Origin of the sequence: Rhodobacter maris, assembly GCF_900217815.1 — a bacterium.
Classification (GTDB): domain Bacteria; phylum Pseudomonadota; class Alphaproteobacteria; order Rhodobacterales; family Rhodobacteraceae; genus Rhodobacter; species Rhodobacter maris.
Map to the genome: position 1 here is coordinate 229,963 of NZ_OBMT01000002.1, position 23,106 is coordinate 253,068.

Consider the following 23,106-nt stretch of genomic DNA (forward strand, 5'->3'; position numbering starts at 1 on the left):
CTTGTATAGCACCGCGCCGACGATCGTCCGGCCACCGGGGCTTTCCCCGGCCCGAAAGCCGCGCTAGAGAAGGGGAAACACCCCGGAGCGAGGCAGGTTTGAAACGACTGGACCGATATCTTCTGTCCCAGCTGATGGCCTTGTTCGGCTTTTTTGCGCTGGTGCTGGTGTCGGTCTACTGGATCAACCGCGCCGTTTTGCTGTTCGACAAGCTCATTTCAGACGGACAGACGGCCTGGGTGGTGCTCGAATTCACCGCGCTCACCCTGCCCAATGCGATCCGACTCGTGCTGCCGGTCGCGGCTTTTGCCGCGACGCTTTATGCGCTCAACCGGCTGGCGGGCGAATCCGAGCTTGTGGTCATGCAATCGGCGGGGGCGAGCCCCTGGCGGCTCGCACGCCCCGTCGCGGTGTTCGGCCTGATCGTCGCCGCCCTCATGCTCGTGCTTGTCCATGTGCTCGTCCCCGCCGCGAAGGCGCGGCTCGCCGAGCGGCAGGCACAGGTCTCGCAGGACATTTCCGCCAAGTTTCTCACAGAGGGCACATTCGAAAGCCCGGCCGAGGGGCTCACCCTTTATATCCGGAAAATCTCCGATCTCGGAGAATTGCTTGACCTCTTCCTCTACGATGCGCGCACGCCGGGACTGCAGACGATCTATACGGCTGAAAAAGCGCTGATCGTGCCCTCTGCGGCGGGGCCGAAACTCGTGATGTTCGATGGCGTGGCGCAGACGCTGCGGCAATCCGACGAATCCCTGGCGCAGACCCGGTTTTCCGATTTCACCTATGATCTGGGCATGGTGATCGGGCCGGACAAGGCGGCGCAACCCGCGCTTGAGGCGCTGCCGAGCTGGCAGCTTGTTGCGCCCGATCCGGCGCTTCTCGCCGCCACCGGCGCGCGCCCCGAAGACGTCGCCCGCGAACTTCACGACCGGCTCGCGCAGCCGCTGATGGCACCGGTTGCCGCCCTTCTGGCCGCGGCCGCGATGTTTCTGGGCGGGTTCTCGCGCTTTGGCCTGTGGCGGCAGATGGCGGGCGCGGTGGTCGGGCTGATCGCATTGCAAACGCTCGTGAACCTCGCCACTTCCGCCACCCGCACTGCGCCCGGGCTCTGGGGGCTTTATTACCTGCCGCCGCTGATCGGCCTTGTCGCATCGACGATCCTGCTGGGCTGGGCGGCGCGGCCGCATCGGCGCAGCCCATCGGTCCATCCCGCGCCCGGGGAGGCCGCGCCATGACGCTTTCACTCTATATCGCGCGGCGCTACCTGCGCGCGCTCGGCATCGTCGCGGGCGCCTTCATCGGCGTGTTGTTCCTGATCGAGATTGTCGAGCAGCTGCGCGGCCTCGATGCGCAACAGGGCGGACTTTCCGATGCCGCGCTTCTCGCCGCGCTGAGCCTGCCGAAAACCGTCTACCGGATCTTTCCGCTGATCACCGTGCTTGCCGCAGTGGTGCTGTTTCTCGGCCTCGCGCGGTCCTCCGAGCTTGTGGTGATCCGCGCCGCGGGGCGTTCGGCGCTGCGCATGCTGGTGGCGCCGGTGATGGTGGCGCTGCTGATCGGGGTGGCACTCGTGATGCTCGGCAATCCGATCGTCTCGGCCACCACCAAACGCGCCGACGAGATCGAGGGCGCGATGAAGGCAGAGGGGATGCAGACCATCTCGGTGAGCCGCGAGGGGATCTGGATGCGGCAGGGCACGGCTGATGGCGGGCAAGCCGTGATCCACGCTCTGCGCGGCAATGCCGAAGCGACGGCGCTTTATGATGTGAGCTTTCTGATCTTTGACGACACCCGCGGCCCGATCCGCCGGATCGACGCGGCCACCGCCCAGCTCGGCCGCGGCGCCTGGTATCTGCACGATGCGAAGGACTGGCCGCTTGGCAGTTCCACCAACCCCGAACGCGATGCGATACATGCAACCAGCCTGCTCCTGCCCTCCACCCTCACCGCGCAGAGCATCGCCGACAGTTTCGATTCGCCCTCGGCCGTGCCGATCTGGGAACTCCCCGCCTTCATCCGCGCGCTCACCTCGGCGGGCTTCTCGGCGCGGCGGCACATGGTCTGGTTCCAGATGGAGCTTTCCCAGCCGCTGATGCTCGCCGCGATGGTGCTTGTCGCCGCCGGGTTCACGATGCGTCCGGCGCGCTTTGGCGGCACCGGCGGGCGGGTGCTGCTGGCCCTTCTCGCCGGGCTCTCAGTCTTCTTCTTGCGCAACATGGCGCAGGTTCTGGGCGACAACGGTCAGATCCCGTCGGCGCTGGCGGGCTGGGCGCCCCCGGCGATCGCGGCGATGCTCGCCCTTGCGCTCGTGCTGCAACAGGAGGAGGGATGATGCCCCCCCGCCCGCTCCCGGCTTTCGCCCCATCGGCCCGCGCGGCACTCATCGCCGCTGCGGCGCTTGCGCTTGCGCCAGCCGCCCTCCCCGCACAGGAGGCCCCCACCACGCCTCCGGTCTCTGCGCCGGTGTCGGATGCGGCGACCTTACTGGCCGACCGGATCGAAATCACCGGACAGAACCGGATCACCGCCTCGGGCAATGTCGAGGTGTACTGGCAAGAGCACCGGCTCAACGCGAGCCGGCTCGTTTACGACGAAAGCGAGGACCGGCTCACGATCGAGGGACCGATCCGCATGGTCGAACCCGGCGTCACCGGCTCGGTGATCGTGGCAGATCAGGCCGATCTCAGCCGCGACCTGCAAAACGGCGTGATGCTGGGGGCCCGGATGGTGCTCTCGCGTGAATTGCAACTGGCCGCGAACCGGCTCGAGCGGCAGGACGGCACCCGCACGATCCTGCGCGAGGTGGTGGCCTCCTCCTGCCGGATCTGTGCCGCCGACCCGACACCCTTGTGGGAAATCCGCGCCCGCACCATCACCCATGACGCGACGACCCATCAGCTCGTTTTCGATCAGGCGCAGTTCCGCGCCATGGGGGTGCCGCTTGTCTGGCTGCCGAAGCTGCGCATGCCCGATCCGACAGTGAAGCGGATGACGGGCCTCTTGCGCCCCGAATTCCGCACCACCTCGCTGCTGGGACCGGGCGTGAAGCTGCCTTATTTCTTTGCACTCTCGCCCGAACGCGATCTGACGCTGACGCCCTACCTCGCGGCCTCGCATTCCACCACGCTCGGCTTTCGGTATCGGGTCGCGCAGACCTGGGGCAGCTACCAAATCGAAGGTGCCCTGAGCCGCGACTCGATCCGCCCGGGCGAGCGGCGGGGCTATCTTTTCGCCGACGGCCGCTTCGCCCTGCCCGGCGGGTTCACGCTTGGCGCCCAATTGCGCACCGTTTCCGACCCGTCCTATCTGCTCAACTACGACATCACCGACGATGACCGGCTCTGGTCGGGTCTCACGCTCGAACGGGTGCGCGCGGACGAGCTGATCTGGGCAAAAGTCGGCAATACCCACTCCCTGCGCGACGGTGAGAGCAACAGCACCCAGCCCATGCTTTCGGGCGATGCGAGCTGGACGCGGGTGTTCCAGCCCCGCCTGATCGGCGGTGAGCTGAGCTTTTCGGGGAGTCTGCATGCGCATCGCCGCGCCTCTGATCTGACCACCGATGCCGCGCTCGGCGATGAAGACACCGATCTCTTCGATACCGAATCCGACGGGCGCGACATGGTGCGGCTCTCGGCAGAGGCGGACTGGCGGCGCAACTGGCTCTTGCCCGGGGGGGTGCTTGCCGCCGCCGAGGGCGCGCTGACGGTCGACGCGATCACGGTGCGGCAAGACGCTGTTTATGCAGGCGAATATCTCCGTGCGCTGCCCACGATCGGGGTCGAGCTGCGCTGGCCCTGGGTGGCAAGCTCCGGGCGCGCGGCGCAGGTGATCGAACCCGTCGCGCAGCTTGTCTGGTCGGGCAAGCACGTGAAGGATCTGCCCTATGAGGACAGCTGGCTGACCGAATTCGACGAGGGCAACCTGTTTTCGCTCACCCGCTATCCGGGCGAGGATGCGCGCGAACAGGGCACGCGGGCGAACCTCGGGCTGAGCTGGACCCGCCACGATGCCTCGGGCTGGTCGCTTGGCGTCACGGCGGGGCGGATCTACCGGCTCGACGATCTGGGCCAGTTCACGCCGGGCTCGGGGCTTTCGGGCAAGCGCTCGGACTGGCTCATCGCCACCCATCTGAGCACCGCGGGCGGGCTCATCCTCTCGAACCGGGCGCTGCTCACCGAAGGGTTCGATCTCGACCGCGACGAGCTCCGCGTCGCCTATCTGGGCGGGGGGGTCGATTTCGCCGCCGGATACCTGTGGATGGAACAGACCGCCTATAACCCCGAAACCTCGGAGCTTTTGCTCGAATCCGGCTGGGACTGGCGGCCGGGCTGGCGCTCGACGCTCTCGACCCGCTATGACCTCACCGCAGACCGCGCCGCCAAGGCCGCCTTCGGGCTGCAATATGCCAACGAATGCATCAGCGTCGAGCTTTCTCTCTCGCGTCGGTTCACATCCTCCTCTAGTGTGGAACCTGAAACGGATCTGGGCCTTTCGGTGCAGCTTGCGGGCTTCGGCGCGCAGGGCTCGGCCCATGGGCCGGAACGGGTCTGCCGGCGCTGAGAGCCCGCAACCCCTTGATTGAGAACGGAAGACGGAACGAATGACACGGCATTTCTCCTCGCTTCTCGCGCCGCGGCTGGCCGCGCTGATCGCGATTTCGCTTGTGCTCGCGCTCGGCCTGATCGGCCTTCCCGCACGCGCGCAATCGGGCTCGCCCTTCGCTCCGGCGATCACTGTCAACGACATGGCAATCACCGGCTACGAGATCGCGCAGCGCCAGAAATTCATGCAGCTTCTGGGCGCCACCGGCGATGTGCGCAAGATGGCCGAGGATGCGCTGATCGAGGACCGCCTGCGGCAATGGAAGGCACGTCAGGACGGCGTCGCCGTCAGTGATCAGGCCGTGAACCAGGGCATGGCCGAATTTGCCAGCCGCGCCAATCTGAGCGCCGAGGAATTCGTGAAGGCTCTGGGCGAAAACGGCGTCGACGCGCAGACCTACCGCGATTTCGTCTCGGCGGGCGTGATCTGGCGCGAAGTGGTGAAGGCGAATTTCGTCGGCCGGGTGATGGTGTCGGATTCCGATATCGACCGCGCCCTGCGGCTGGTCACGCCGCGTGCGGAACGCGCCAAGGTGCTGCTTTCGGAAGTTGTGGTGCGGATTGGCGGCGGCGGCGAGGCGGAAGCGATGGCGAAAGCGCGCCGGGCGGCGGCGGCCCGCACCGAGGCGGAATTTGCCGAGGTGGCGCGCGAAATCTCTTCCTCGCCAAGTGCGACCAAGGGCGGCCATCTTGACTGGATGTCGATCGAGTCGCTTCCGGCCGAGGTGCGCGGCGCGGTGGCGAACTTGCGCCCGGGCCACAGCACCGGGCCGCTCCCGACTTCCGGCGCGGTGGCGGTGTTCTTCATGCGCGGGCTTGATGAGGGCGGCGCGGTGGCCCCCTCGGAACGTGCGCTCGACTATGCCACGCTCACGCTCGGTGCCACCGGCAGCGCAGAAAGCGCGGCGCTTGCAGCCAAAGTCGCGGCGCGGGCGCAGCGCTGCGATGATCTTTACAGTGTTGCGCGCGGGCTCCCCGCCGACCGTCTGACGCGCATGGAGGGCACACCGGCGGGGGCGGTACCTGCCGATCTCGGTGCGGTGCTGCCGCGGCTCGACCCGGGAGAGACCGCCGTGGTGCGTCGCGGCGGCACCGATGTTCTGGTTATGCTCTGCAACCGCGGCCGCGCGATCAACGCCGATCTGGGCGAAACCGGCCCCTCGCGCGATGCGGCGCGCAGCGAGATCATCAACACCCGGATCACGACGCTCTCGGATCAGTTGCTGGCAGCGCTCAAGGCCTCTGCGGTGATCGTGCGCAAATGAACCCGGCCGATCTCCCCGATGCGCCGGCCGAAGCCGCCGGTCCGGAGCGCAGCGTGCTCGACCGGCCGGTGATCCTGACCTGCGGCGACCCCTCCGGCGTCGGTCCCGAGCTTGCCGTGCGCGCCTGGCAAACGCTTGGCGCATCGCTTCCCTTCGTCTGGCTCGGCGATCCCGCGCATCTGCCGCGTGGCACCAAGCTGCGCGAGATCGAGAGCCCGGCCGAGGCCATGACCCATGCGGGGGCGGCGCTCTGCGTGCTGCCCCATCCCTTCCCCGCGGCGGCCGTGCCCGGCCAGCCGGAACCCGCCAATGCGGGCGCGGTGATCGAGGTGATCGCGCGCGGTGTCGATCTGGTGCTGCGCGGCGAGGGGCTGGCCCTCACCACATCGCCGATCAACAAGAAAGTGCTGAAAGACGGCGCGGGTTTCGCCTTCCCGGGCCATACCGAATACCTTGCCCATCTTGCGGGCGGCGCAAAAGTGGTGATGATGCTTGCCTCCGAACGCGTCTCCCCCCCCTGCCGGGTCGTGCCCGCAACGATCCATATCGCGCTGCGCGAGGTGCTCGACGCCTTCACGCCTGCGCTGTTGCGCGACACCGTGCAGATCACCGCCGAGGGGCTTGCCCGCGATTTTGGCATTGCCAATCCGCGCCTTGCCGTGGCGGGGCTGAACCCGCATGCGGGCGAGGGAGGCGCGATGGGGACCGAAGAGATGGACTGGATGGGCCCCGTCGTCGAGAGCCTGCGTGCCGAGGGCTATGCGCTTGCCGGGCCGATGCCGCCCGACACGATGTTCCACCCCGCCGCGCGGGCGCGCTATGATGCGGCGATCTGCGCCTATCATGATCAGGCGCTGATCCCGATCAAGACGCTCGATTTCGATGGCGGCGTGAATGTGACGCTGGGGTTGCCCTTCGTGCGCACCTCGCCTGACCATGGCACCGCCTATGACATTGCGGGCACCGGCAAGGCGAGCCCGCAAAGCCTGATGGCCGCGCTCAGGATGGCCGCAAAGATGGGTGCGGCGCGGCGTGGCTGAGGGCCAGGCCCGCGGGGGCGCTGCCCCCGCACCCCCGGGATATTTTGAGCAAGATGAAAGGGCACGGCATGGCAGCGATTGACGGTTTGCCGCCCCTGCGCGAGGTGATCGCCACACATGAGCTGGTGGCGAAAAAATCGCTCGGCCAGAACTTTTTGCTCGATCTCAATCTGACCGCGAAGATCGCGCGCTCCGCAGGCGATCTGACGGGCTATGACGTGCTCGAAGTGGGGCCGGGCCCGGGCGGGCTCACCCGCGGGCTTCTGGCCGAGGGCGCGCGCAAGGTGCTCGCGGTCGAGAAGGACAGCCGCTGCCTGGACGCATTGGCCGAGATTGCCGCACATTATCCGGGCCGGCTTGAGGTGATCCAGGGCGATGCGCTTGCCGTCGATCTGGGGGCGCATCTCACCGCGCCCTACAAGATCGCCGCGAACCTGCCCTATAACGTCGGCACCGAGCTTCTGGTGCGCTGGCTCACGCCGCCGGTCTGGCCCCCCGCCTGGGAGAGCCTGACGCTGATGTTCCAGAAGGAGGTCGCGCAGCGCATCACCGCGAAAGTGGGCGACAATCATTACGGGCGGCTCGCGATTCTGGCGCAGTGGAGAACCGATGCACGGATCGTGATGTCGCTCCCGCCGGAGGCGTTTCAGCCCGCGCCCAAGGTCCATTCGGCGGTGGTGCACCTGAAGGCGCTTGCCGCGCCGCGTCATGACGCCGATGCGAAGGTGCTGGAACGGGTGGTTGCGGCCGGGTTCAACCAGCGCCGCAAAATGCTGCGCTCCTCGCTCAAGGGGCTGCACCCCGACATCGAGGCGCTGCTTGATGCGGCGGGAATCGCGCCCACCGAGCGCGCCGAACGGGTGAGCCTTGAGCAATTCTGCACTCTGGCGCGCCTTCTGGACGCGGCCTGAGCACAAACGCGAAACCGCGCCCCGAAGGACGCGGTCTCGATCTTGCGAGGCGTCGGGACAGGCGGCCGCCTTATTCGGCGGCGGGCGCTTCCGGCTTCGGTGTTTTTTCCGGCTTCGGAGCTTTCGGCGCCTTGGCGGCGCCTTCGGCCCTGGGTTTGCGCGGCGCGCGCGGGCGCGACGCGGGCTTGGCCGTTTTTTCCGCCATTTCATCCGCGGGGGCGGGGGCGGCGTCAGCTTGCGAGTCCTCGGCCGTTGCAACGGGCGTTTCGGGCGCCTTGCGCGCAGGACGCGACTCAGCGCCACGGCTCTCGGCCTGACGCGCCTCGGGCGTTTCGACAAGGCCCGGGCCATCGTCTTCCGCAGCGAAGAAATCGGGCATCATCACCGGCGCGCCGTCGTAGCGCGGCGCCTCGGGCGTGCGCTCGCGCAGCGGGGCAGCGCTGCCCTCTGCGCCCTGCCCGCCGGAGACTTGCCCCGCCGCGGCCTGACCGCCAGATCCTCCCGGAGCGCCGGTCTGACCAGTATTCTGCCCGCCGGTCTGGCCATTGTTCTGGCCGTTCGACTGATAGCTCCGGTTGCGCTCTTCCTGCTCGCGAGCCAGCTCGCGCTGCGCCTCGCCCAGCATCCGCGTGTAATGCTCGGCATGTTGCAGGAAATTCTGCTCCGCCACCCGGTCGTTGCCGAGCTGCGCATCGCGCGCCAGCGCGAGATATTTCTCGATGATCTGCTGCGGCGTGCCACGCACCTTGCCCTCGGGACCGGAGCTGTCGAAGACACGGTTGATGACATTGCCGATGCTGCGCTGACGGTTCGACTTGTTGCGCGAACGGGACTTTGAGGATCTCATGAGCCTGCGTCTGTTGTGCCCCCAGGGGCGTTGGGTCTGGGCCGGACCGGAAAACGGCGCCCGCCATCGGGGGACACTCGCAGCAGGCGCTGCCGTGACCAAACCCGAAGTGTAAGCTGAAATGATGGGGGGAGCGAACGCTCCCCGGCCACAGCGCTGACTAAACATGTCCCCCCCGGATGCGCAAGCCGGAAATTGCGCGCATCGGGGCGAAACCCGCAATTTTATGCTTTTGGGCGGATCCCCGCGACGATCTTTGTCGCGGCAGTGCTTCAGCCCTTGGCGGCCACCTCGGGGCGATGCGCCAGAACGACGCGGTCACGCCCGCCGAGATCCTGACGCAGCCTGGGAGCGTCGAATCCCTGTGCCGCGAGCATCGCGCTCACGGCAGCCCCCTGGGTCGGGCCAATCTCGACGGCGAGCCGCCCGCCGGGCTTGAGCCGCGCGAAAGCGCCAAAAGCGATGGCGCGATACGCGCCGAGCCCATCGCCGCCGGGGGTCAGGGCCTGATGCGGTTCCCAGTCGCGCACTTCAGGGGCGAGATTGCCCATCTCGGCCTCGGTGATATAGGGCGGGTTCGAGACGATCAGGTCAAACCGCCCCTCGACACCATGAAACCAGTCGCTGTGAATGAACCGGGCGCGATCGGCAAGGCTCAGCCGGGCCGCGTTTTCCTGCGCCACCTGCAGCGCGGCTTCGGAAATATCGGTCGCCACGCCGCGCGCTTCGGGGCGTTCGGCCAGGAGCGACAGGAGCACGCAGCCGGTGCCGGTGCCGAGATCGAGCAGGCGGGCAAACGGCGCCTCAAGCGCCACTTCAACCAGAAGCTCGGTCTCGGGGCGCGGGTCGAGCGTGTCGCGGGTGACGCGAAATTCGTGCTTCCAGAACGCGCGATGGCCGATGATCTGGGCAACAGGTTGGCGTGCTTCGCGCGCGGCGAGATATTTGAGGTAGCGCTTGTGGCGCTCTTCGGGCAATTCGTCATTCACCGCCCGAAAGAGCCGTTCGGCCGGCAGATCGAGCGCATGGGCCAGAAGCCGGCGCGCATCGGTCGAGGCGCCAGCGATCCCCGCGCCCTCGAGCTGGCGCATCCCCAGCATCAAAGCGATCTGAACCTTCATCCATCCATCTCCGCGAGTTTTTCGGCCTGGTCATGCGCAACAAGCGCGTCGATCACCTCGCCCAGATCGCCGCCGAGGATCTGCGGCAGCGCATAAAGGGTAAGGTTGATGCGGTGGTCCGTCATCCGTCCTTGCGGAAAATTGTAGGTGCGGATGCGTTCGGAGCGGTCGCCCGAACCTACTTGCGCGCGACGGCTGTCGGCGCGCTCGGTGGCGAGCCGCTCGCGTTCGCGCTCGTAAAGCCGCGCACGCAGCACCGCCATGGCGATGGCGCGGTTCTGGTGCTGGCTCTTTTCCGAGGAGGTCACCACGATGCCGCTGGGCAGGTGCGTGATGCGCACCGCGGAGTCGGTGGTGTTGACATGCTGCCCGCCCGCGCCCGAGGCGCGCATCGTGTCGATGCGGATGTCGGCGGCGGGAATGTCGATATCGACCTCTTCGGCCTCGGGAAGCACGGCGACGGTGGCCGCCGAGGTGTGGATGCGCCCGCCCGCCTCGGTTTCCGGCACGCGCTGCACGCGGTGCACGCCGCTCTCGTATTTGAGCCGCGCAAACACCCCTTCCCCCTCGATCCGCGCCATGCCTTCCTTCAGCCCGCCCAGTTCGGTGGGCGTGAAGTCGAGCCGCTCGAAGCGCCAGCCCATGCGCTCGGCATGGCGCTCATACATGCGCCAGAGGTCATAGGCGAACAGCGCCGCCTCCTCGCCGCCGGTGCCGGGGCGGATTTCAAGGATGGCGGGGCGCGCATCGGCGGCATCCTTGGGCAACAGCGCGATGCGCAGCGCCTGTTCCATCTCGGGGATACGGGCCTTGAGACGGGGAAGCTCTTCTTCCGCAAGGTCGCGCATCTCGGGATCGGCGAGCCAGCCCTCGGCCTCGGCCAGATCGGAAACGGCAGCGCGATAGGCGGCGATTTCGGACACGACCGGGCGCAGGTCACTGTATTCGCGCGAAAGCGCGGCGATTTCGGCTGGCGCGAGCGCGGAATTGAGCTTCGCCTCGAGAAAGTCGAAACGCGCCGTGATCTGGTCGAGTTTGTCGAGCGGAACCATGGCTTCATCTGACCGAGACCGGCGCGCGGGTCAAGGTGTGACGGGCGCAACCGGACTGTTTGGCGCCGCCTGAACCGCCTGAACGGCGCAGAGCGCGGGGCTCGCGTCCGTCGGGTCTTGAACCACAGGTCTGGACGGCGGCTGCCCGCCGCCCCGGCGCGCCGGTCCGGAACGGACGGCGTTCCGGACCGGCGCGCCACCGCCCCCTCAGCCGGCCGCGGCTTCTTCCACCTTGTCGGCCATCGCCTCGGCGCGGGCGGCGATCTCGGCGAGCGTATCGCCCACCTCGGCCGGGATCACCGGCACTTCAACGCGTTGCGGATTGGCCCTCACCTCCGAAAGCTCCGTCTCCAGCTCCGCCACCCGGGCGCGCAACTGGCGCAGATTGTCTTCGGTGCCCGCCGCCTTGTCGGCAAGCATCAGCCCCGCCATCAGGAGCATCCGGTTCTCCGGGATCCGCCCCATCTGCCCGGTCAACACCGAGGCCTCGGCATCCAGAAGCGCCGCCGCCGCCTGCAGGAAATGCTCTTCCCCCTCCTGGCAGGAGACATCGAAATCCCGCCCGCCAATCACGATGCGCAGATCAGCCATGCTCCACCCCCTCCCGCGCCGGAGCGCCATTCACCGGCGCCTTCGCATGGGCCGCGACAATCGGTTCGAGCCCGGCCAGAATCTCGGCCAGTTCTGCCATCTCCCAGGAGCGCGCCGCCCGCAAGGCCTCCAGCTCGACCTGCATCGCCCGGTTCACCTGCGCCGCCGCCATCACGCTTCCTGCATCGACGAGGCTGCGGTTGATCTCCACCAGATCGTTGTTGGCGCGTTTGAGCCGGTTCGCCTCCGCCTGCACCGCTTCCAGCGCCCGCGTCGCCTGCGCCAACCGCCGCTCCAGTGTGACGAGTGTGGTTTCCTGTTTCTCACGGATCGCCCGGACCCGCTCGGTGAGCTGCATATTGGCCGCACGTTCCGCCTCCAGCGCCGCGCGTTCCGCTGCGAGCGCCGCACGTTCGACGGAGAGTTCCGCCTCCAGCGCCTCGATCTGCGCCGTATCGACCACCACCACAGGTTCGGGTGGCGCGACGGGTTCGGGGGGCTCCGCCTCGGGCACAGGCTCGGCCGGGCGCTGCACAAGGGTTTCCACGCCCCGCCCGATCCGTTCGAGCGCATAGGCTATGCGGCGCTCATACTCTGCCAGATCCGTCATTCCGTCTCCTCGTCTGGTCCTGTCCCGGGGTCCGTTTCGGTCCGGCCCGTTCCGCCCCGTTTGTTTCATTGCCGTTTCGTTGCCGGTTCATTCGTGCCCGCTTCGGTTGCGCCCCGCGCACCCGGCCCGCGAATCGCAACGCTTTGCGGCTCGCCTTTTAGTTTATCCGTTGCGACAATCTTCTCCCACCCTTTTGCCTCAAGCACTTGGGGGGCGCGCTTGATCTTGCCCCGATCCCTGTTATCACGGGGGCCGACATCCGTTCCAAGAACCCGCTCCACGAAAAGGACGCCCCCATGGACATCGCCGCGCTGCGTGCCGCTCACCCCGACCACTGGAAGCTTGCCACCGCGATCCGCGTGCTCGCCATCGACGCCGTGCAGGCGGCCAATTCCGGGCACCCTGGCATGCCGATGGGCATGGCCGATGTGGCCACGGTTCTTTATCGCAACCACCTGAAATTCGATGCAAAAGCGCCGAACTGGGCGGATCGGGACCGGTTCGTTCTTTCCGCGGGCCACGGCTCGATGCTGCTTTACGCGCTGCTCCATCTCTCCGGCTACGAACAGGCGACGCTCGACGAGGTGAAGGCCTTCCGGCAATGGGGCGCGCGGATGGCCGGGCACCCGGAATTCGGCCATCTCGAAGGCGTAGAAACGACCACCGGCCCGCTCGGTCAGGGCATTTCCACCGCCGTCGGCATGGCAATTGCCGAAAAATCCATGGCGGCGCGCTTTGGCAAATCTGTCGTTGATCACAAGATCTGGGTGATCGCGGGCGACGGCTGCCTGATGGAGGGCATCAGCCAGGAAGCGATCGGGCTCGCGGGCAAGCAGGAACTCGACAACCTGATCGTGCTTTGGGACAACAACAACATCACCATCGATGGCCGGGTGACGGTCTCCGACAAGACCGATCAGCGCGCGCGCTTTGCCGCCTCGGGCTGGGTGGTCTTGAGCTGCGACGGCCATGACCCGGCCGATATCGACCGCGCGTTGACCGAGGCGAAAAAGGCCAAGGCTCCGGTGCTTGTCGATTGCAAGACGATCATCGGCTTTGGCTCGCCCAACAAGGCCGACAGCTATGCCGTGCACGGCGCGCCCCTCGGCGGCGGCGAGATCAAGGCGACGCGCGAGGTTTACGGCTGGGCGCATGGCCCGTTCGAGATCCCCGCGGATATCAAGGCGGACTGGGAGGCGATTGGCGCCAAGGGCGCGGCGGAGCATGCCGCCTGGGCCGCGCGCCTCGATGCGCTGTCGCCCACGAAAAAGGCCGAGTTCGAGCGGCAGATGAGCCGGGGCGTGCCGAAGAAACTCGCCACCGCGATCCGCGCCTTCAAAAAGGCGAACTCGGAAGCCGCGCCGAAAGTGGCGACCCGCAAGGCCTCGGAAATGGTGCTGGCCGCAGTCAACCCGGTCGTGCCCGAAACCATTGGCGGCTCGGCGGACCTCACCGGCTCGAACCTGACGAAAACGAGCGATATTTCCGACTTCATGCCCGACAATCGCAAGGGCCGCTACATGCGCTACGGCATTCGCGAACACGCAATGGCGGCGGCGATGAACGGGATGTGGCTGCATGGCGGCGTGCGTCCCTATGGCGGCACCTTCTTTTGCTTCACCGATTACGCGCGCGGCGCGATGCGGCTCTCGGCGCTGATGGGCGTGCCCACGGTCTATGTGATGACGCATGACAGCATCGGCCTTGGCGAAGACGGGCCGACTCACCAGCCGGTCGAGCATCTGGCGATCTGCCGCGCCACGCCCAACACCTGGACCTTCCGCCCCGCCGATGTGATCGAGACCGCCGAGGCGTGGGAGCTGGCGCTCTCGTCGGAGCGCACGCCCTCGGTGCTGGCGCTGAGCCGCCAGAACCTGCCCACGCTGCGCACCGCCCATAACCAGAAAAACCTGACCGCCCAAGGCGCTTATGTGATCGCAGAAGCGGCGGGCAAACGTCAGGCGATCCTGATGGCGACGGGCTCGGAAGTGGAGATCGCGCTCAAGGCGCGCGACATCCTGCAAGCGGAGGCGATTGGCACCCGCGTGGTCTCGATGCCCTGCATGGAGCTTTTTGCCGCCCAGCCCGAGACCTACCGGCGCAAGATCCTGCCGCCCGGCGCGGTGCGCGTGGCCGTTGAGGCCGCGATCCGCCAGCCGTGGGACCGCTGGCTTCTGGGCGAGCGCGGCTCCGAGAAGAAAGCCGATTTCGTCGGCATGGAGGGCTTTGGCGCCTCCGCCCCGGCCGAGCGGCTCTATGCCGAATTCGGCATCACGCCGGAAGCCGTCGCCGCCAAGGTGAAAGCCCTGCTGTGACCACCGGGCAAGACCCACACACCACAAAATCAAGGGGGGGGCCGGAGCCGGCCCCCCTCGCCGTTGCCTCCCCCGGAGTGCCGGGGCCAGACATGCCCGAGCCGGCGATCCCGGCGCCCGAAACCGCGTTCATCGGCAAGGGGATCGGGCTTCTTCTTCTGGCGCTGATCTTTTTCACGCTGATGGATGTCGTGGCGAAGAAGCTGGGCCAGAGCTACGCGCCCGCGATGGTGATCTGGGCGCGCTTTGCCGTGAACCTCGCGCTCGTCTCGCTTATTTTCCGCGGCTCCTTCCTTGCTCATGCGCGCTCGCGCCAGCCCGGGCTACAACTGCTGCGCGGCATCTTCCAGATGGGCACGGTGGCGCTGTTCTTTCTTGCGATCCGCTCGATCGGTCTTGCAGAAGCCGCCGCGCTCACCGATCTGAACCCGGTTCTGATCACGCTCGGCGCGGCCCTTTTTCTGGGCGAAAAGATCGGCCCCCGCCGGGTGGCCGGAATTTTCGTTTCCTTCCTCGGCGCGCTGATCATCCTGCGGCCCGGCGCGGGGGTGATGGATCCCGCCGCGCTCTACGCGCTCGCCGCCGCCTTCACCTATGCGGGCGGCGCACTGATGACGCGGGTGGTGCGGTTCGACAGCACCGCCACCTCGGTGATCTGGTCCGCGGGTGTCGGAACGGCGTTTTCTTCGCTCGCCTTGCCCTTCTTCTGGCAGGAAGTCGCGCCCGCCGACCTGCCGCTTTTCCTTGCTGTCGGCGCGCTTGGCGCGGCGGGTCAGGCGTTTCTGATCAAGGCCTTCCGCGCCGCTCCCGCGGGCGTGCTGGCGCCCTACGGCTACCTCGGCCTTGTTCTTTCCTCGCTCTGGGGATGGATCTTTTTCGCTGCCCTGCCAGACCTTTACACGGTCTTGGGCGCGGGCGTGATCGTGGCGGCGGGGCTCTGGGTCTGGAACGCGGAGCGCCGCGCGGCGCGGGGGCGTTAACGCAGCCAGGCGGCCGAAAGGATCGGCCCGGGCAAGGGCGCGGTCTTGCCCGGCAGCGCGGTCTGCACGATCACCACGGCGGGTTCCGTACCATCGATCTTGGCGTTGAGGCGCAACGCCGTCTTTCCGTCCCACTCAGCCACCGCATGCCAGGCGGTGACCACATTGGCGTAATCAAGCACTTTGCCTGCATTCTCGCCACGCAAAATTTCCACTTGCGCCTGGGGCACATAGCGCACGATCTGCACAACGCTCGGGCGCTCGAGCGGCCGCGAGAGCGGCGCGAGGTCGATCACATATTGCCCCGGGGACTCCCCTTCGGAAACAGCGATCGACACGCGGGGTGGCGTGGCGGCCTCCTGCGCGATCACCGCATCAAGCGCGGGGGCTGCAGGCGCGGTGAGTGAGGCCTCGCCGCCAACGATCACCTGCGGCGTATAAAGCGTGCGTTCCCCCGCCGCGCGGGTATAGGCCTTTTGCCGCGCGGTGAAGGCGGGCTGGGCAAAAGGATCTTCCCAGCCGAGATAATCCCAGTAATCGACATGAAGCGAGAGCGCCACCACATCGGAGCGCGTGGCGACCTGCGCCAGAAGCGCATCGGCGGGGGGGCATGCGGAGCAGCCCTGCGAGGTGAAAAGCTCCACAACGACAGGCGCGGGCCGCGGCGGAGCCGAAGGGGCAATCAGCGTATTGACCCCGGGCAGCGCCGCTGTTCCCGCGAGCGCCCGGTCAACCGCGCGGTTGAGGCTTTCGATCAGAGAGGCGCCGGGCATCGAGCCTGGCGCGGCATTTGTCGCGCCCGCGCCCAATCCGCCCGGCAGCCCTTGCGCAAGCCCAGCCACCGGCGCCCCGGCGAGAAGGCCGAGGACGATGCACTGTCCGATTGCTGCGCTGAGCTTTGCGCCTGGCATGTCACCTCGCTCCGATTGCGTTCTCTTACCTACGGTGCAAGGGGCGCGAAAGCCAATCAAGGTTTTGCGATGTGTCACTCGTTTGTCGCAACGTCGCGAGGGATGAAAACCCCCTGCCCCGCAGCGCCTGCGACAAAACGGTGTGCAACGGTATACAAAAAGTGCCTCCGCCCCCTTGATCGACTCCGCGGCATGGGGCACATAGCGTTCAGCGACACCTTCAAAGCCACGGGAGGCACCCAATGACCGTTGTCACCGGCAAGGATACTGCCAAGACCCGCCGCCAGCTTTCGGTCGGCGATGCGAGCTATGCCTATTACTCGATCCCGGCGGCCGAAGCCGCGGGTCTGGGGGATTTCTCGAAACTGCCCGCCGCGCTGAAGGTGGTCCTCGAGAACCTGCTGCGGTTCGAGGACGGCGGCTTCTCGGTCTCGGTCGAGGATATCAAGGCCTTTGGCGACTGGGCGAAGATGGGCGGCAAGAACCCGCGTGAAATCGCCTACCGCCCGGCGCGCGTGCTGATGCAGGATTTCACCGGCGTTCCCGCCGTGGTGGACCTTGCCGCAATGCGCGACGGCATCAAGGCCCTTGGCGGTGACGCGAAAAAGATCAATCCGCTCGTGCCGGTTGACCTCGTGATCGACCACTCGGTGATGATCGACGAATTCGGCAGCCCCCGCGCCTTCCAGCGCAATGTGGAGCTGGAATACGAGCGCAACATGGAGCGCTACCAGTTCCTCAAATGGGGGCAAGGCGCGTTTGAAAACTTCCGCGTCGTGCCCCCCGGCACTGGCATCTGCCATCAGGTGAACGTGGAATATCTTGCCCAGACCGTCTGGACCGACAAGGATCAGAACGGCGAGACCGTCGCCTACCCCGATACGCTTGTCGGCACCGACAGCCACACCACGATGGTGAACGGCATGGCGGTTTTGGGCTGGGGCGTGGGCGGCATCGAGGCCGAGGCGGCGATGCTGGGCCAACCCGTGTCGATGCTGATCCCGGAAGTTGTCGGCTTCAAACTCACCGGCGCGCTGGTGGAAGGCTGCACCGGCACCGATCTGGTGCTGAAGGTCGTGCAGATGCTGCGCAAACACGGTGTGGTCGGCAAATTCGTCGAATTCTGGGGCGAAGGGCTCGACAAGCTGCCGCTCGCGCAGCGCGCCACCATCGCCAACATGGCGCCCGAATATGGCGCGACCTGCGGCTTCTTCCCGATCGACGACGAGACCCTGCGCTATCTGCGCCAGACCGGCCGCTCGGAAGAGCGCATCGCGCTCGTCGAGGCCTATGCGAAGGAAAACGGCTTCTGGCGCGGCGCGGATTATGCGCCGGTCTATTCCTCGACGCTGGAACTCGACATGGGCACTATCGTGCCCGCGATCTCGGGCCCCAAACGCCCGCAGGATTACCTGCCGCTGACCGATGCGAAAGCGACCTTCGCCAAGGTTGTCGCCGATTACCGTGGCGTCGACATGACTTCTGAGGGCAAGGACATGGCCGCCGAGGGCGGGCTTGCCGTGGCGCCGAAAACCGGGCTCAAATCGGTGCCGGTCGAGGGCAAGGGCTACAATGTGGGCGATGGCTCGGTGGTGATCGCCTCGATCACGTCCTGCACCAACACCTCGAACCCCTATGTGCTGATCGGCGCGGGGCTTGTCGCGCGCAAGGCGCGCGCGCTTGGGCTCACCCCCAAACCCTGGGTGAAAACCTCGCTCGCACCGGGGTCTCAGGTCGTGCAGGAATACCTCGCCGCCGCCGGGTTGCAGGAAGACCTCGACGCGATGGGCTTCAACATCGTGGGCTTTGGCTGCACCACCTGCATCGGCAACTCCGGCCCCCTCGGCACGCCGGAGATCTCCAAAGCGATCAACGACAATGACCTCGTCGCCGCGGCCGTCCTTTCGGGCAACCGCAACTTCGAGGGCCGGATCAGCCCCGATGTGCGCGCGAACTTCCTCGCCTCGCCGCCGCTCGTGGTCGCCTATGCGATCGCGGGGGATATGAACATCGACCTCTCGAGCGAGCCGATTGCCGAGACGCCCGAGGGCAAGCCGGTGTTCCTCAAAGACATCTGGCCGTCGGACAAGGAAATCGCGGACCTGGTCGAAAAATGCGTCACCCGCGAGGCCTTCATCGCGAAATACGCCGATGTGTTCAAAGGCGATGCGAACTGGCAGGGCGTAAAAACGACCGAGGGCGAGACCTATGACTGGCCCGCCGCCTCGACCTATATCCAGAACCCGCCCTATTTCCGCGGCATGTCTCCCGAGCCGGGCACGATCTCGAATGTCACGCGCGCGCGCGTGCTCGCCGTTCTGGGCGACATGATCACCACCGACCACATCTCTCCGGCGGGGTCGTTCAAGCCCACCACGCCGGCGGGCAAATACCTCACCGAGCGGCAGGTCGCGCCGAAAGACTTCAACAGCTACGGCTCGCGCCGCGGCAACCATGAAGTGATGATGCGCGGCACCTTCGCCAATATCCGCATCAAGAACGAGATGCTCGAGGGCGTCGAGGGCGGCTACACCAAGGGCCCGGATGGGGCGCAGACGACGATCTACGACGCCTCGATGGAATATCAGGCGGCGGGCGTACCGCTCGTGATCTTTGGCGGCATCGAATATGGCGCGGGCTCGAGCCGCGACTGGGCGGCGAAGGGCACGAACCTTCTCGGCGTCAAGGCGGTGATCGCGGAGAGCTTCGAGCGTATCCACCGCTCGAACCTGATCGGCATGGGCGTCATTCCGTTCGAGTTCACCGAGGGGCAAAACCGCAAATCGCTTGGCCTGACCGGCGACGAGGTGGTGACGATCGAGGGGCTCGAAGGCGATATCAAGCCGCTTTCGCTCGTGCCCTGCACGATCACCCGCGCCGATGGCGCGCAGGTGAAGATCATGCTGAAAAGCCGGATCGATACCGAGGTCGAGATCGAATATCTCAAAAACGGCGGCGTGCTGCATTACGTGCTGCGCAACCTCGCGAAGGCGTAAGCAAAGCCCTGAATGATCTCAAAGGCGGCCCCGGGAGGGCCGCCTTTTGCGTGCAACGCGCTTCAATCTCGACCCGGTTTCAGTGATATTTGAGCCCGACGCCGCTCCCACCGCCAGTGCCTGCGAAATGAGCCCCCTGAAACGCAGATCTTGACGCGGAACTGCGCCCCCCCATATTTCCTCCATGTTAAGGAGGATCACATGACGGATCGTGCGCTCTGGATCGAACAACGGGTCGCCAATGACGGCCCCTCGGCGCTTGTCGCCTATTTGCTGTGGTTCTTCCTCGGCTTCTTCGGGGTGCACCGCTTTTACCTGGGCCGCTGGATCTCGGGGCTGTTGATGCTGATCCTGTTCGGCATCGGCTCGGCGCTGACCTTCCTGCTTGTGGGTTATATCCCGCTGGCGCTCGTGGGGCTCTGGTGGGCGCTTGATGCGCTCCTCATTCCCGGCATGATCGCCACCGACCGCGCCTTTTTGCGGATGCGGCTGATGCGTGAGAGCGGCGGTTACTGAGACTTCCGGCCCAAAAGCCCGCGCGGCCCGCCCGAGATCAGCATCGCCACATCGGCCATCGCCACCATCGGTGAAACGCCCACCGGCAGCGCGATGTAGCGCGGCCGCCATTGCGGGTTGAACTTCGCCTTGAAAGCGCGCAGCCCCTCGAAATTATAAAACGCGCCGCCGTGGCGGAACATCAGCGCGCCGAAATGGTGCCAGAGCCGTTCCGTGCGGCGGGTGGAAAGCCCGGCGAGCGGCGCCATGCCGAGGCTGAATTCCGCGGCCCCCTCGCGCTGGTAGTGCTCGATCAGTGCAAGGAAGATGAATTCGATCATCCCCGAGGCATCGCCCGGGCGGTAGCGCATCAGATCGACGGCCACTTTCTTGCCCGCGCCCGGCGCCAGCACCGAGGCGAAGGCGAGCGCAGCCCCACCGCGCCGTGCGACCGCAATCGGGAAGTGGCGCAGGTAATCGGCATCGAACCGGCCCACGGAGAAGCGCTTTTCCTGCCCCGCCTTGCTGGCGAGCCACGCCTCCGAGATCGGGCGCAGCTCCTCGATCAGCGCGGCGCTGTGGGGCGGCTGGTGGACCTCAAGCGCGAGCCCCTCCCGCGCGGCCTTGTTATGCGCCGCGCGCATCGACTTGAAGCGCGCCCCCGAGAGGGTGAAAGTCGAGAGATTGATCACTGCCTCCTCGCCCACCTTGTGCGCGGCAAGGCCCATCTCGATCATCCGCGGCAATTGCCATTCGGAGATTTCGTAAAACACCGGGCGGCAGTTTGCCTGCTGCGCGGCCTCGACGAAATCCCAGCCGAGGTCATCAAAATAGCGCATGTCGCCCACCGGATCGCCAAGCGCGATCCAGCTTTTGCGACGGCGTGCAAACATCAGGAAGGCCGCGCCCTCGCCCGCAAAGCGCAGCTCCTTATCGCCCGAAAGCGCGAGGCAAGCGGTGGGATTGTCTTGCGCGTCGATCACTTCGCGCGCAGTGCGCAGCGTCTCGGCAGGGGTGCGCGGGCTGCGCCGGCCAAGCGGCTGCAGCGCGAGATATGTGGTGAAGATCAGAAGGATCGCCGAGCCCACAAGCCCCGCCCGCAGCGAGCGCGGCGTGGTGGCGTTTTGCGCGAAATCGATCCAGAGGCTGTGCGAATAGGGCGTGGCCGCATGGACGAACACGAAAAAGAGCACGACGGCGATGATGACAGCGGTGACAAGCGCGATCCAGGCCGGGCCGAACACGCCATCGGTGATCTTTGCCTCACGGTAGAACTCGCGCCGGAACGGCCAAAGGAGCACCGCGCCGCCTGCCAGCACAAGCGCGCTCTCGTAATCGAAATTGTTGAGCAACACGGCAACGATGCCGCCGCCAATTGCGGCAAGCGTGAGCCAGAAGGCACCCGCGACCCGGCGAATGAGCCCGTGCGAGAGAATGAGCAGCACCGCGCCCGCGACCGAGGAGACGAGCGTGCCGCCCTCCAGCAGGATCGCGCCGACGAGGTCATCCTTGTCATGGAGCGTCGGCACCGAGGGCAGGAGCGAGAGCGCGAGGAGATAGGCGCCGAGCCCGAAGGCCCAGGCCCCCGAGAGCCAGGGCACCATGCCGGCGACAGCGTTGAAGGCGGGGCGCATCGGGTCCGAGATCTCGCCAAAGAGCCGCACCGCCCAGCCGCCCGCGAGCCGCGCCTCGTTGAGCGAAACGATCACGAAAGCGAGCGCGAAGGGGATGAGGTAATAAATCACCCGGAACATCAAAAGCGCTGCCGCCACCTCGCCCGCCGCCGTTCCGGGCGGCATCGCCGCCATCACCACAGTCTCGAACACGCCCACGCCGCCCGGCACATGGCTCATCACGCCGACCATCGTTGCAGTGGCATAGATCGCGAGGAAGGTGACGAAATCGGGCGCGCCGGGGGGCAGGAGCACATAGAGCGTGGTCGCCGCCATCGTGCTGTCAAAGAGCGCAACCACCATCTGGCCCGAGAGGATGCGCGGGCGCGGCATGGCGATCTCGAACTTACCGAGCTTGAGCACCTTGCCGGAGATGCCGAGCGCATAGAGAAGCGCGATCGTCAGTCCACCGCCCGAAAGCGCGAGGATCCGCACCGTTTGCTCGGAGAGCGGCAGAAGGCTTGCAAGTGCTGCCGGGTGCGCGGCCAGCGCAAACACGCCCACAAGCGAGAGCCCCGTGCCCATCGCGAGCGCGATATAGGAGGCGAGCGCCGCCACCTCGAAAGCGTTGAGCCCGAAGGCGGAATAGATCCGGTAGCGCACCGCCCCGCCCGAAAGCACAGAGATGCCGATGGTATTGCCGAAGGCATAGCCCAAGAAGCCGCCCAGCGCGACAACGCGCAGCGGCAGCTTTTTCTCAAGATATTGCAGCGCCCAGAAGTCATAGCCGATCAGCGCGGTGTAGCCGAGCGCGGTGGCGCCGAGCGCGATGGCAAAGATATGGTGCGGCGTGGCCTGGATCTGCGCCACGATCTCGGCGGCATCGACATCGCGCAAAAGATGATGCAGCGCCCAGATGCCGAGACCAAAGAGCGAAAAGCCCAGAACCACCGGGCCCAGATGGCGCAGCTTGCCCGGGCTCGCGGCACCGGCCTCGCGCTTGCTCATCCACACTCTCCCTGCATTCCGTCGGCTCCGCCTCTGAGATACCGATTTTGCGGGCGGTTACAAGCTTCGCGCCCGGCTGAACGGCGGCGCGGGCCACATTTGGCGCTGCAGCATGGGGCCGCAGGCAGGGGCGGGAAACACTGCACCCCCGGAGCTATCGAGGGGCGCGGGCTCAGTCGCCATCCCGCGGCTCGACCGGAGGGCTCCGGGGGTGCCTCTGCCGGGCGGCAAAGAGCGGTGTCTCAGGGGCGCTTATAGCGCGAGATCATTTCATAATCCTTGTGCGGTCCGGATACACGCCAAGTGGCGCTCCAATCCGGCCAGCAAGAAAAGTCGTAGTCCACCCGGTAGTCGTCGGGGTCGCACCAATGGGCTGCCGTTGCCTGCCCCGCGGGCGCGAAAGCATGAAACGGCCGACCATCTTCGAAGAAAACCTCGATCCGGGGCGGCACGGGACGCCAGAGATACGTGCGCGTCGCCAGAACCGGGGTCTCTTCTCCCAGTCTCAGATAGCCATTCTCGACCCAATTCCAAGTCCCCGGCGGGGCGCTTTTCGCATCACGGCGCAATTCTGCCGTGCCGGTGAAATGGCCCGGCTGGCCGCCGAAGCGGTCCTCGATCCACCGCTCCATCTGCCAGAGCCCCTCGAAATCGGTGATTGCCCGCGTCATTGCCGCCTCTCCCTGCCAGATCGCTTGCCCCGCAAGCCCTGCCAGTCTATCAACCGCCAACCCCGCCACAAGC

18 protein-coding genes are annotated in these 23,106 nt (G+C 66.6%); 10 read left to right on the plus strand and 8 right to left on the minus strand.

Going from position 1 to position 23,106, the window contains the following annotated elements:
- Nucleotides 1–98: 98 nt before the first annotated feature.
- From lptF to rsmA, 6 genes are all read left to right on the plus strand, one after another.
- The gene (lptF, locus tag CRO22_RS05320) at nt 99–1,238 is read left to right on the plus strand and encodes an LPS export ABC transporter permease LptF (RefSeq protein WP_097069087.1); all 1,140 of its coding nucleotides are present in this window, start codon (nt 99–101) and stop codon (nt 1,236–1,238) included.
- Complete coding sequence (gene lptG, locus CRO22_RS05325) at nt 1,235–2,335, plus strand: LPS export ABC transporter permease LptG (RefSeq protein ID WP_097069088.1); 1,101 nt, start codon at nt 1,235–1,237, stop codon at nt 2,333–2,335. Before lptF ends, lptG begins: the two co-directional genes overlap by 4 nt.
- Nucleotides 2,332–4,566 (plus strand): LPS-assembly protein LptD, encoded by a 2,235-nt coding sequence (locus CRO22_RS05330; RefSeq protein ID WP_245860891.1) that lies wholly within the window; start codon nt 2,332–2,334, stop codon nt 4,564–4,566. Before lptG ends, CRO22_RS05330 begins: the two co-directional genes overlap by 4 nt.
- A 40-nt stretch (nt 4,567–4,606) precedes the next feature.
- On the plus strand, nt 4,607–5,872 hold the full coding sequence (locus tag CRO22_RS05335) for a peptidylprolyl isomerase (protein WP_097069089.1): 1,266 nt from the start codon (nt 4,607–4,609) through the stop codon (nt 5,870–5,872).
- Nucleotides 5,869–6,912: a 4-hydroxythreonine-4-phosphate dehydrogenase PdxA gene (gene pdxA / locus CRO22_RS05340; protein WP_097069090.1), complete on the plus strand. Its 1,044-nt coding sequence runs from the start codon at nt 5,869–5,871 to the stop codon at nt 6,910–6,912. The genes CRO22_RS05335 and pdxA overlap by 4 nt, the downstream gene beginning before the upstream one ends.
- 68 nt (nt 6,913–6,980) lie before the next feature.
- Nucleotides 6,981–7,823: a 16S rRNA (adenine(1518)-N(6)/adenine(1519)-N(6))-dimethyltransferase RsmA gene (rsmA, locus tag CRO22_RS05345; protein ID WP_097069091.1), complete on the plus strand. Its 843-nt coding sequence runs from the start codon at nt 6,981–6,983 to the stop codon at nt 7,821–7,823.
- Nucleotides 7,824–7,893: 70 nt separating this feature from the next.
- On the opposite strand, the gene CRO22_RS05350 is transcribed toward rsmA, so the two are convergent.
- The 5 genes from CRO22_RS05350 to CRO22_RS05370 all read right to left on the minus strand — a co-directional run bounded on the left by CRO22_RS05350 (nt 7,894) and on the right by CRO22_RS05370 (nt 12,044).
- Nucleotides 7,894–8,670: a DUF4167 domain-containing protein gene (locus CRO22_RS05350; RefSeq protein ID WP_097069092.1), complete on the minus strand. Its 777-nt coding sequence runs from the start codon at nt 8,668–8,670 to the stop codon at nt 7,894–7,896.
- Between the two features lie 272 nt (nt 8,671–8,942).
- Entirely contained in the window at nt 8,943–9,791 is an 849-nt protein-coding gene (gene prmC, locus CRO22_RS05355; RefSeq protein ID WP_097069093.1) for a peptide chain release factor N(5)-glutamine methyltransferase, read from the minus strand.
- Complete coding sequence (gene prfA, locus CRO22_RS05360; RefSeq protein WP_097069094.1) at nt 9,788–10,843, minus strand: peptide chain release factor 1; 1,056 nt, start codon at nt 10,841–10,843, stop codon at nt 9,788–9,790. Before prfA ends, prmC begins: the two co-directional genes overlap by 4 nt.
- Nucleotides 10,844–11,050: 207 nt before the next feature.
- Nucleotides 11,051–11,434, minus strand: coding sequence for a cell division protein ZapA (locus CRO22_RS05365; protein WP_097069095.1), 384 nt, complete (start codon nt 11,432–11,434; stop codon nt 11,051–11,053).
- Nucleotides 11,427–12,044 (minus strand): hypothetical protein, encoded by a 618-nt coding sequence (locus CRO22_RS05370; protein ID WP_097069096.1) that lies wholly within the window; start codon nt 12,042–12,044, stop codon nt 11,427–11,429. The genes CRO22_RS05365 and CRO22_RS05370 overlap by 8 nt, the downstream gene beginning before the upstream one ends.
- Before the next feature lie 296 nt (nt 12,045–12,340).
- Here CRO22_RS05370 and tkt point away from each other — a divergent pair, with 296 nt between their 5' ends.
- Together tkt and CRO22_RS05380 are read left to right on the plus strand one after the other, a co-directional pair.
- A complete protein-coding gene (tkt, locus tag CRO22_RS05375) occupies nt 12,341–14,359 on the plus strand; it encodes a transketolase (RefSeq protein ID WP_097069097.1) in 2,019 nt (672 codons plus the stop codon).
- A gap of 92 nt (nt 14,360–14,451) precedes the next feature.
- Nucleotides 14,452–15,339: a DMT family transporter gene (locus CRO22_RS05380; RefSeq protein ID WP_245860892.1), complete on the plus strand. Its 888-nt coding sequence runs from the start codon at nt 14,452–14,454 to the stop codon at nt 15,337–15,339.
- Here CRO22_RS05380 and CRO22_RS05385 read toward each other — a convergent pair.
- Complete coding sequence (locus CRO22_RS05385; protein ID WP_245860893.1) at nt 15,336–16,250, minus strand: DUF1223 domain-containing protein; 915 nt, start codon at nt 16,248–16,250, stop codon at nt 15,336–15,338. The two genes, CRO22_RS05380 and CRO22_RS05385, sit on opposite strands and share 4 nt — an antisense overlap.
- Nucleotides 16,251–16,492: 242 nt before the next feature.
- On the opposite strand from CRO22_RS05385, the gene acnA reads away from it, so the two are divergent.
- A complete protein-coding gene (acnA, locus tag CRO22_RS05390; protein ID WP_097069099.1) occupies nt 16,493–19,246 on the plus strand; it encodes an aconitate hydratase AcnA in 2,754 nt (917 codons plus the stop codon).
- A 201-nt stretch (nt 19,247–19,447) separates the two neighbouring features.
- On the plus strand, nt 19,448–19,762 hold the full coding sequence (locus tag CRO22_RS05395; protein ID WP_097069100.1) for a TM2 domain-containing protein: 315 nt from the start codon (nt 19,448–19,450) through the stop codon (nt 19,760–19,762).
- Here CRO22_RS05395 and mprF read toward each other — a convergent pair.
- The gene (gene mprF, locus CRO22_RS05400; protein WP_097069101.1) at nt 19,756–22,362 is read right to left on the minus strand and encodes a bifunctional lysylphosphatidylglycerol flippase/synthetase MprF; all 2,607 of its coding nucleotides are present in this window, start codon (nt 22,360–22,362) and stop codon (nt 19,756–19,758) included. The genes CRO22_RS05395 and mprF overlap by 7 nt on opposite strands.
- A gap of 242 nt (nt 22,363–22,604) precedes the next feature.
- Nucleotides 22,605–23,033: a DUF6314 family protein gene (locus CRO22_RS05405; protein ID WP_097069102.1), complete on the minus strand. Its 429-nt coding sequence runs from the start codon at nt 23,031–23,033 to the stop codon at nt 22,605–22,607.
- Nucleotides 23,034–23,106: the final 73 nt, after the last annotated feature.

Bases quoted from the DNA above. Each gene is read 5' to 3' on its own strand.
- lptG (WP_097069088.1), top strand. From the start codon at position 1,235: ATGACGCTTTCACTCTATATCGCGCGGCGCTACCTGCGCGCGCTCGGC.
- CRO22_RS05330 (WP_245860891.1), top strand. From the start codon at position 2,332: ATGATGCCCCCCCGCCCGCTCCCGGCTTTCGCCCCATCGGCCCGCGCG.
- CRO22_RS05335 (WP_097069089.1), top strand. From the start codon at position 4,607: ATGACACGGCATTTCTCCTCGCTTCTCGCGCCGCGGCTGGCCGCGCTG.
- pdxA (WP_097069090.1), top strand. From the start codon at position 5,869: ATGAACCCGGCCGATCTCCCCGATGCGCCGGCCGAAGCCGCCGGTCCG.
- rsmA (WP_097069091.1), top strand. From the start codon at position 6,981: ATGGCAGCGATTGACGGTTTGCCGCCCCTGCGCGAGGTGATCGCCACA.
- CRO22_RS05350 (WP_097069092.1), bottom strand. From the start codon at position 8,670: ATGAGATCCTCAAAGTCCCGTTCGCGCAACAAGTCGAACCGTCAGCGC.
- prmC (WP_097069093.1), bottom strand. From the start codon at position 9,791: ATGAAGGTTCAGATCGCTTTGATGCTGGGGATGCGCCAGCTCGAGGGC.
- prfA (WP_097069094.1), bottom strand. From the start codon at position 10,843: ATGGTTCCGCTCGACAAACTCGACCAGATCACGGCGCGTTTCGACTTT.
- CRO22_RS05365 (WP_097069095.1), bottom strand. From the start codon at position 11,434: ATGGCTGATCTGCGCATCGTGATTGGCGGGCGGGATTTCGATGTCTCC.
- CRO22_RS05370 (WP_097069096.1), bottom strand. From the start codon at position 12,044: ATGACGGATCTGGCAGAGTATGAGCGCCGCATAGCCTATGCGCTCGAA.
- tkt (WP_097069097.1), top strand. From the start codon at position 12,341: ATGGACATCGCCGCGCTGCGTGCCGCTCACCCCGACCACTGGAAGCTT.
- CRO22_RS05380 (WP_245860892.1), top strand. From the start codon at position 14,452: ATGCCCGAGCCGGCGATCCCGGCGCCCGAAACCGCGTTCATCGGCAAG.
- CRO22_RS05385 (WP_245860893.1), bottom strand. From the start codon at position 16,250: ATGCCAGGCGCAAAGCTCAGCGCAGCAATCGGACAGTGCATCGTCCTC.
- acnA (WP_097069099.1), top strand. From the start codon at position 16,493: ATGACCGTTGTCACCGGCAAGGATACTGCCAAGACCCGCCGCCAGCTT.
- CRO22_RS05395 (WP_097069100.1), top strand. From the start codon at position 19,448: ATGACGGATCGTGCGCTCTGGATCGAACAACGGGTCGCCAATGACGGC.
- mprF (WP_097069101.1), bottom strand. From the start codon at position 22,362: ATGAGCAAGCGCGAGGCCGGTGCCGCGAGCCCGGGCAAGCTGCGCCAT.
- CRO22_RS05405 (WP_097069102.1), bottom strand. From the start codon at position 23,033: ATGACGCGGGCAATCACCGATTTCGAGGGGCTCTGGCAGATGGAGCGG.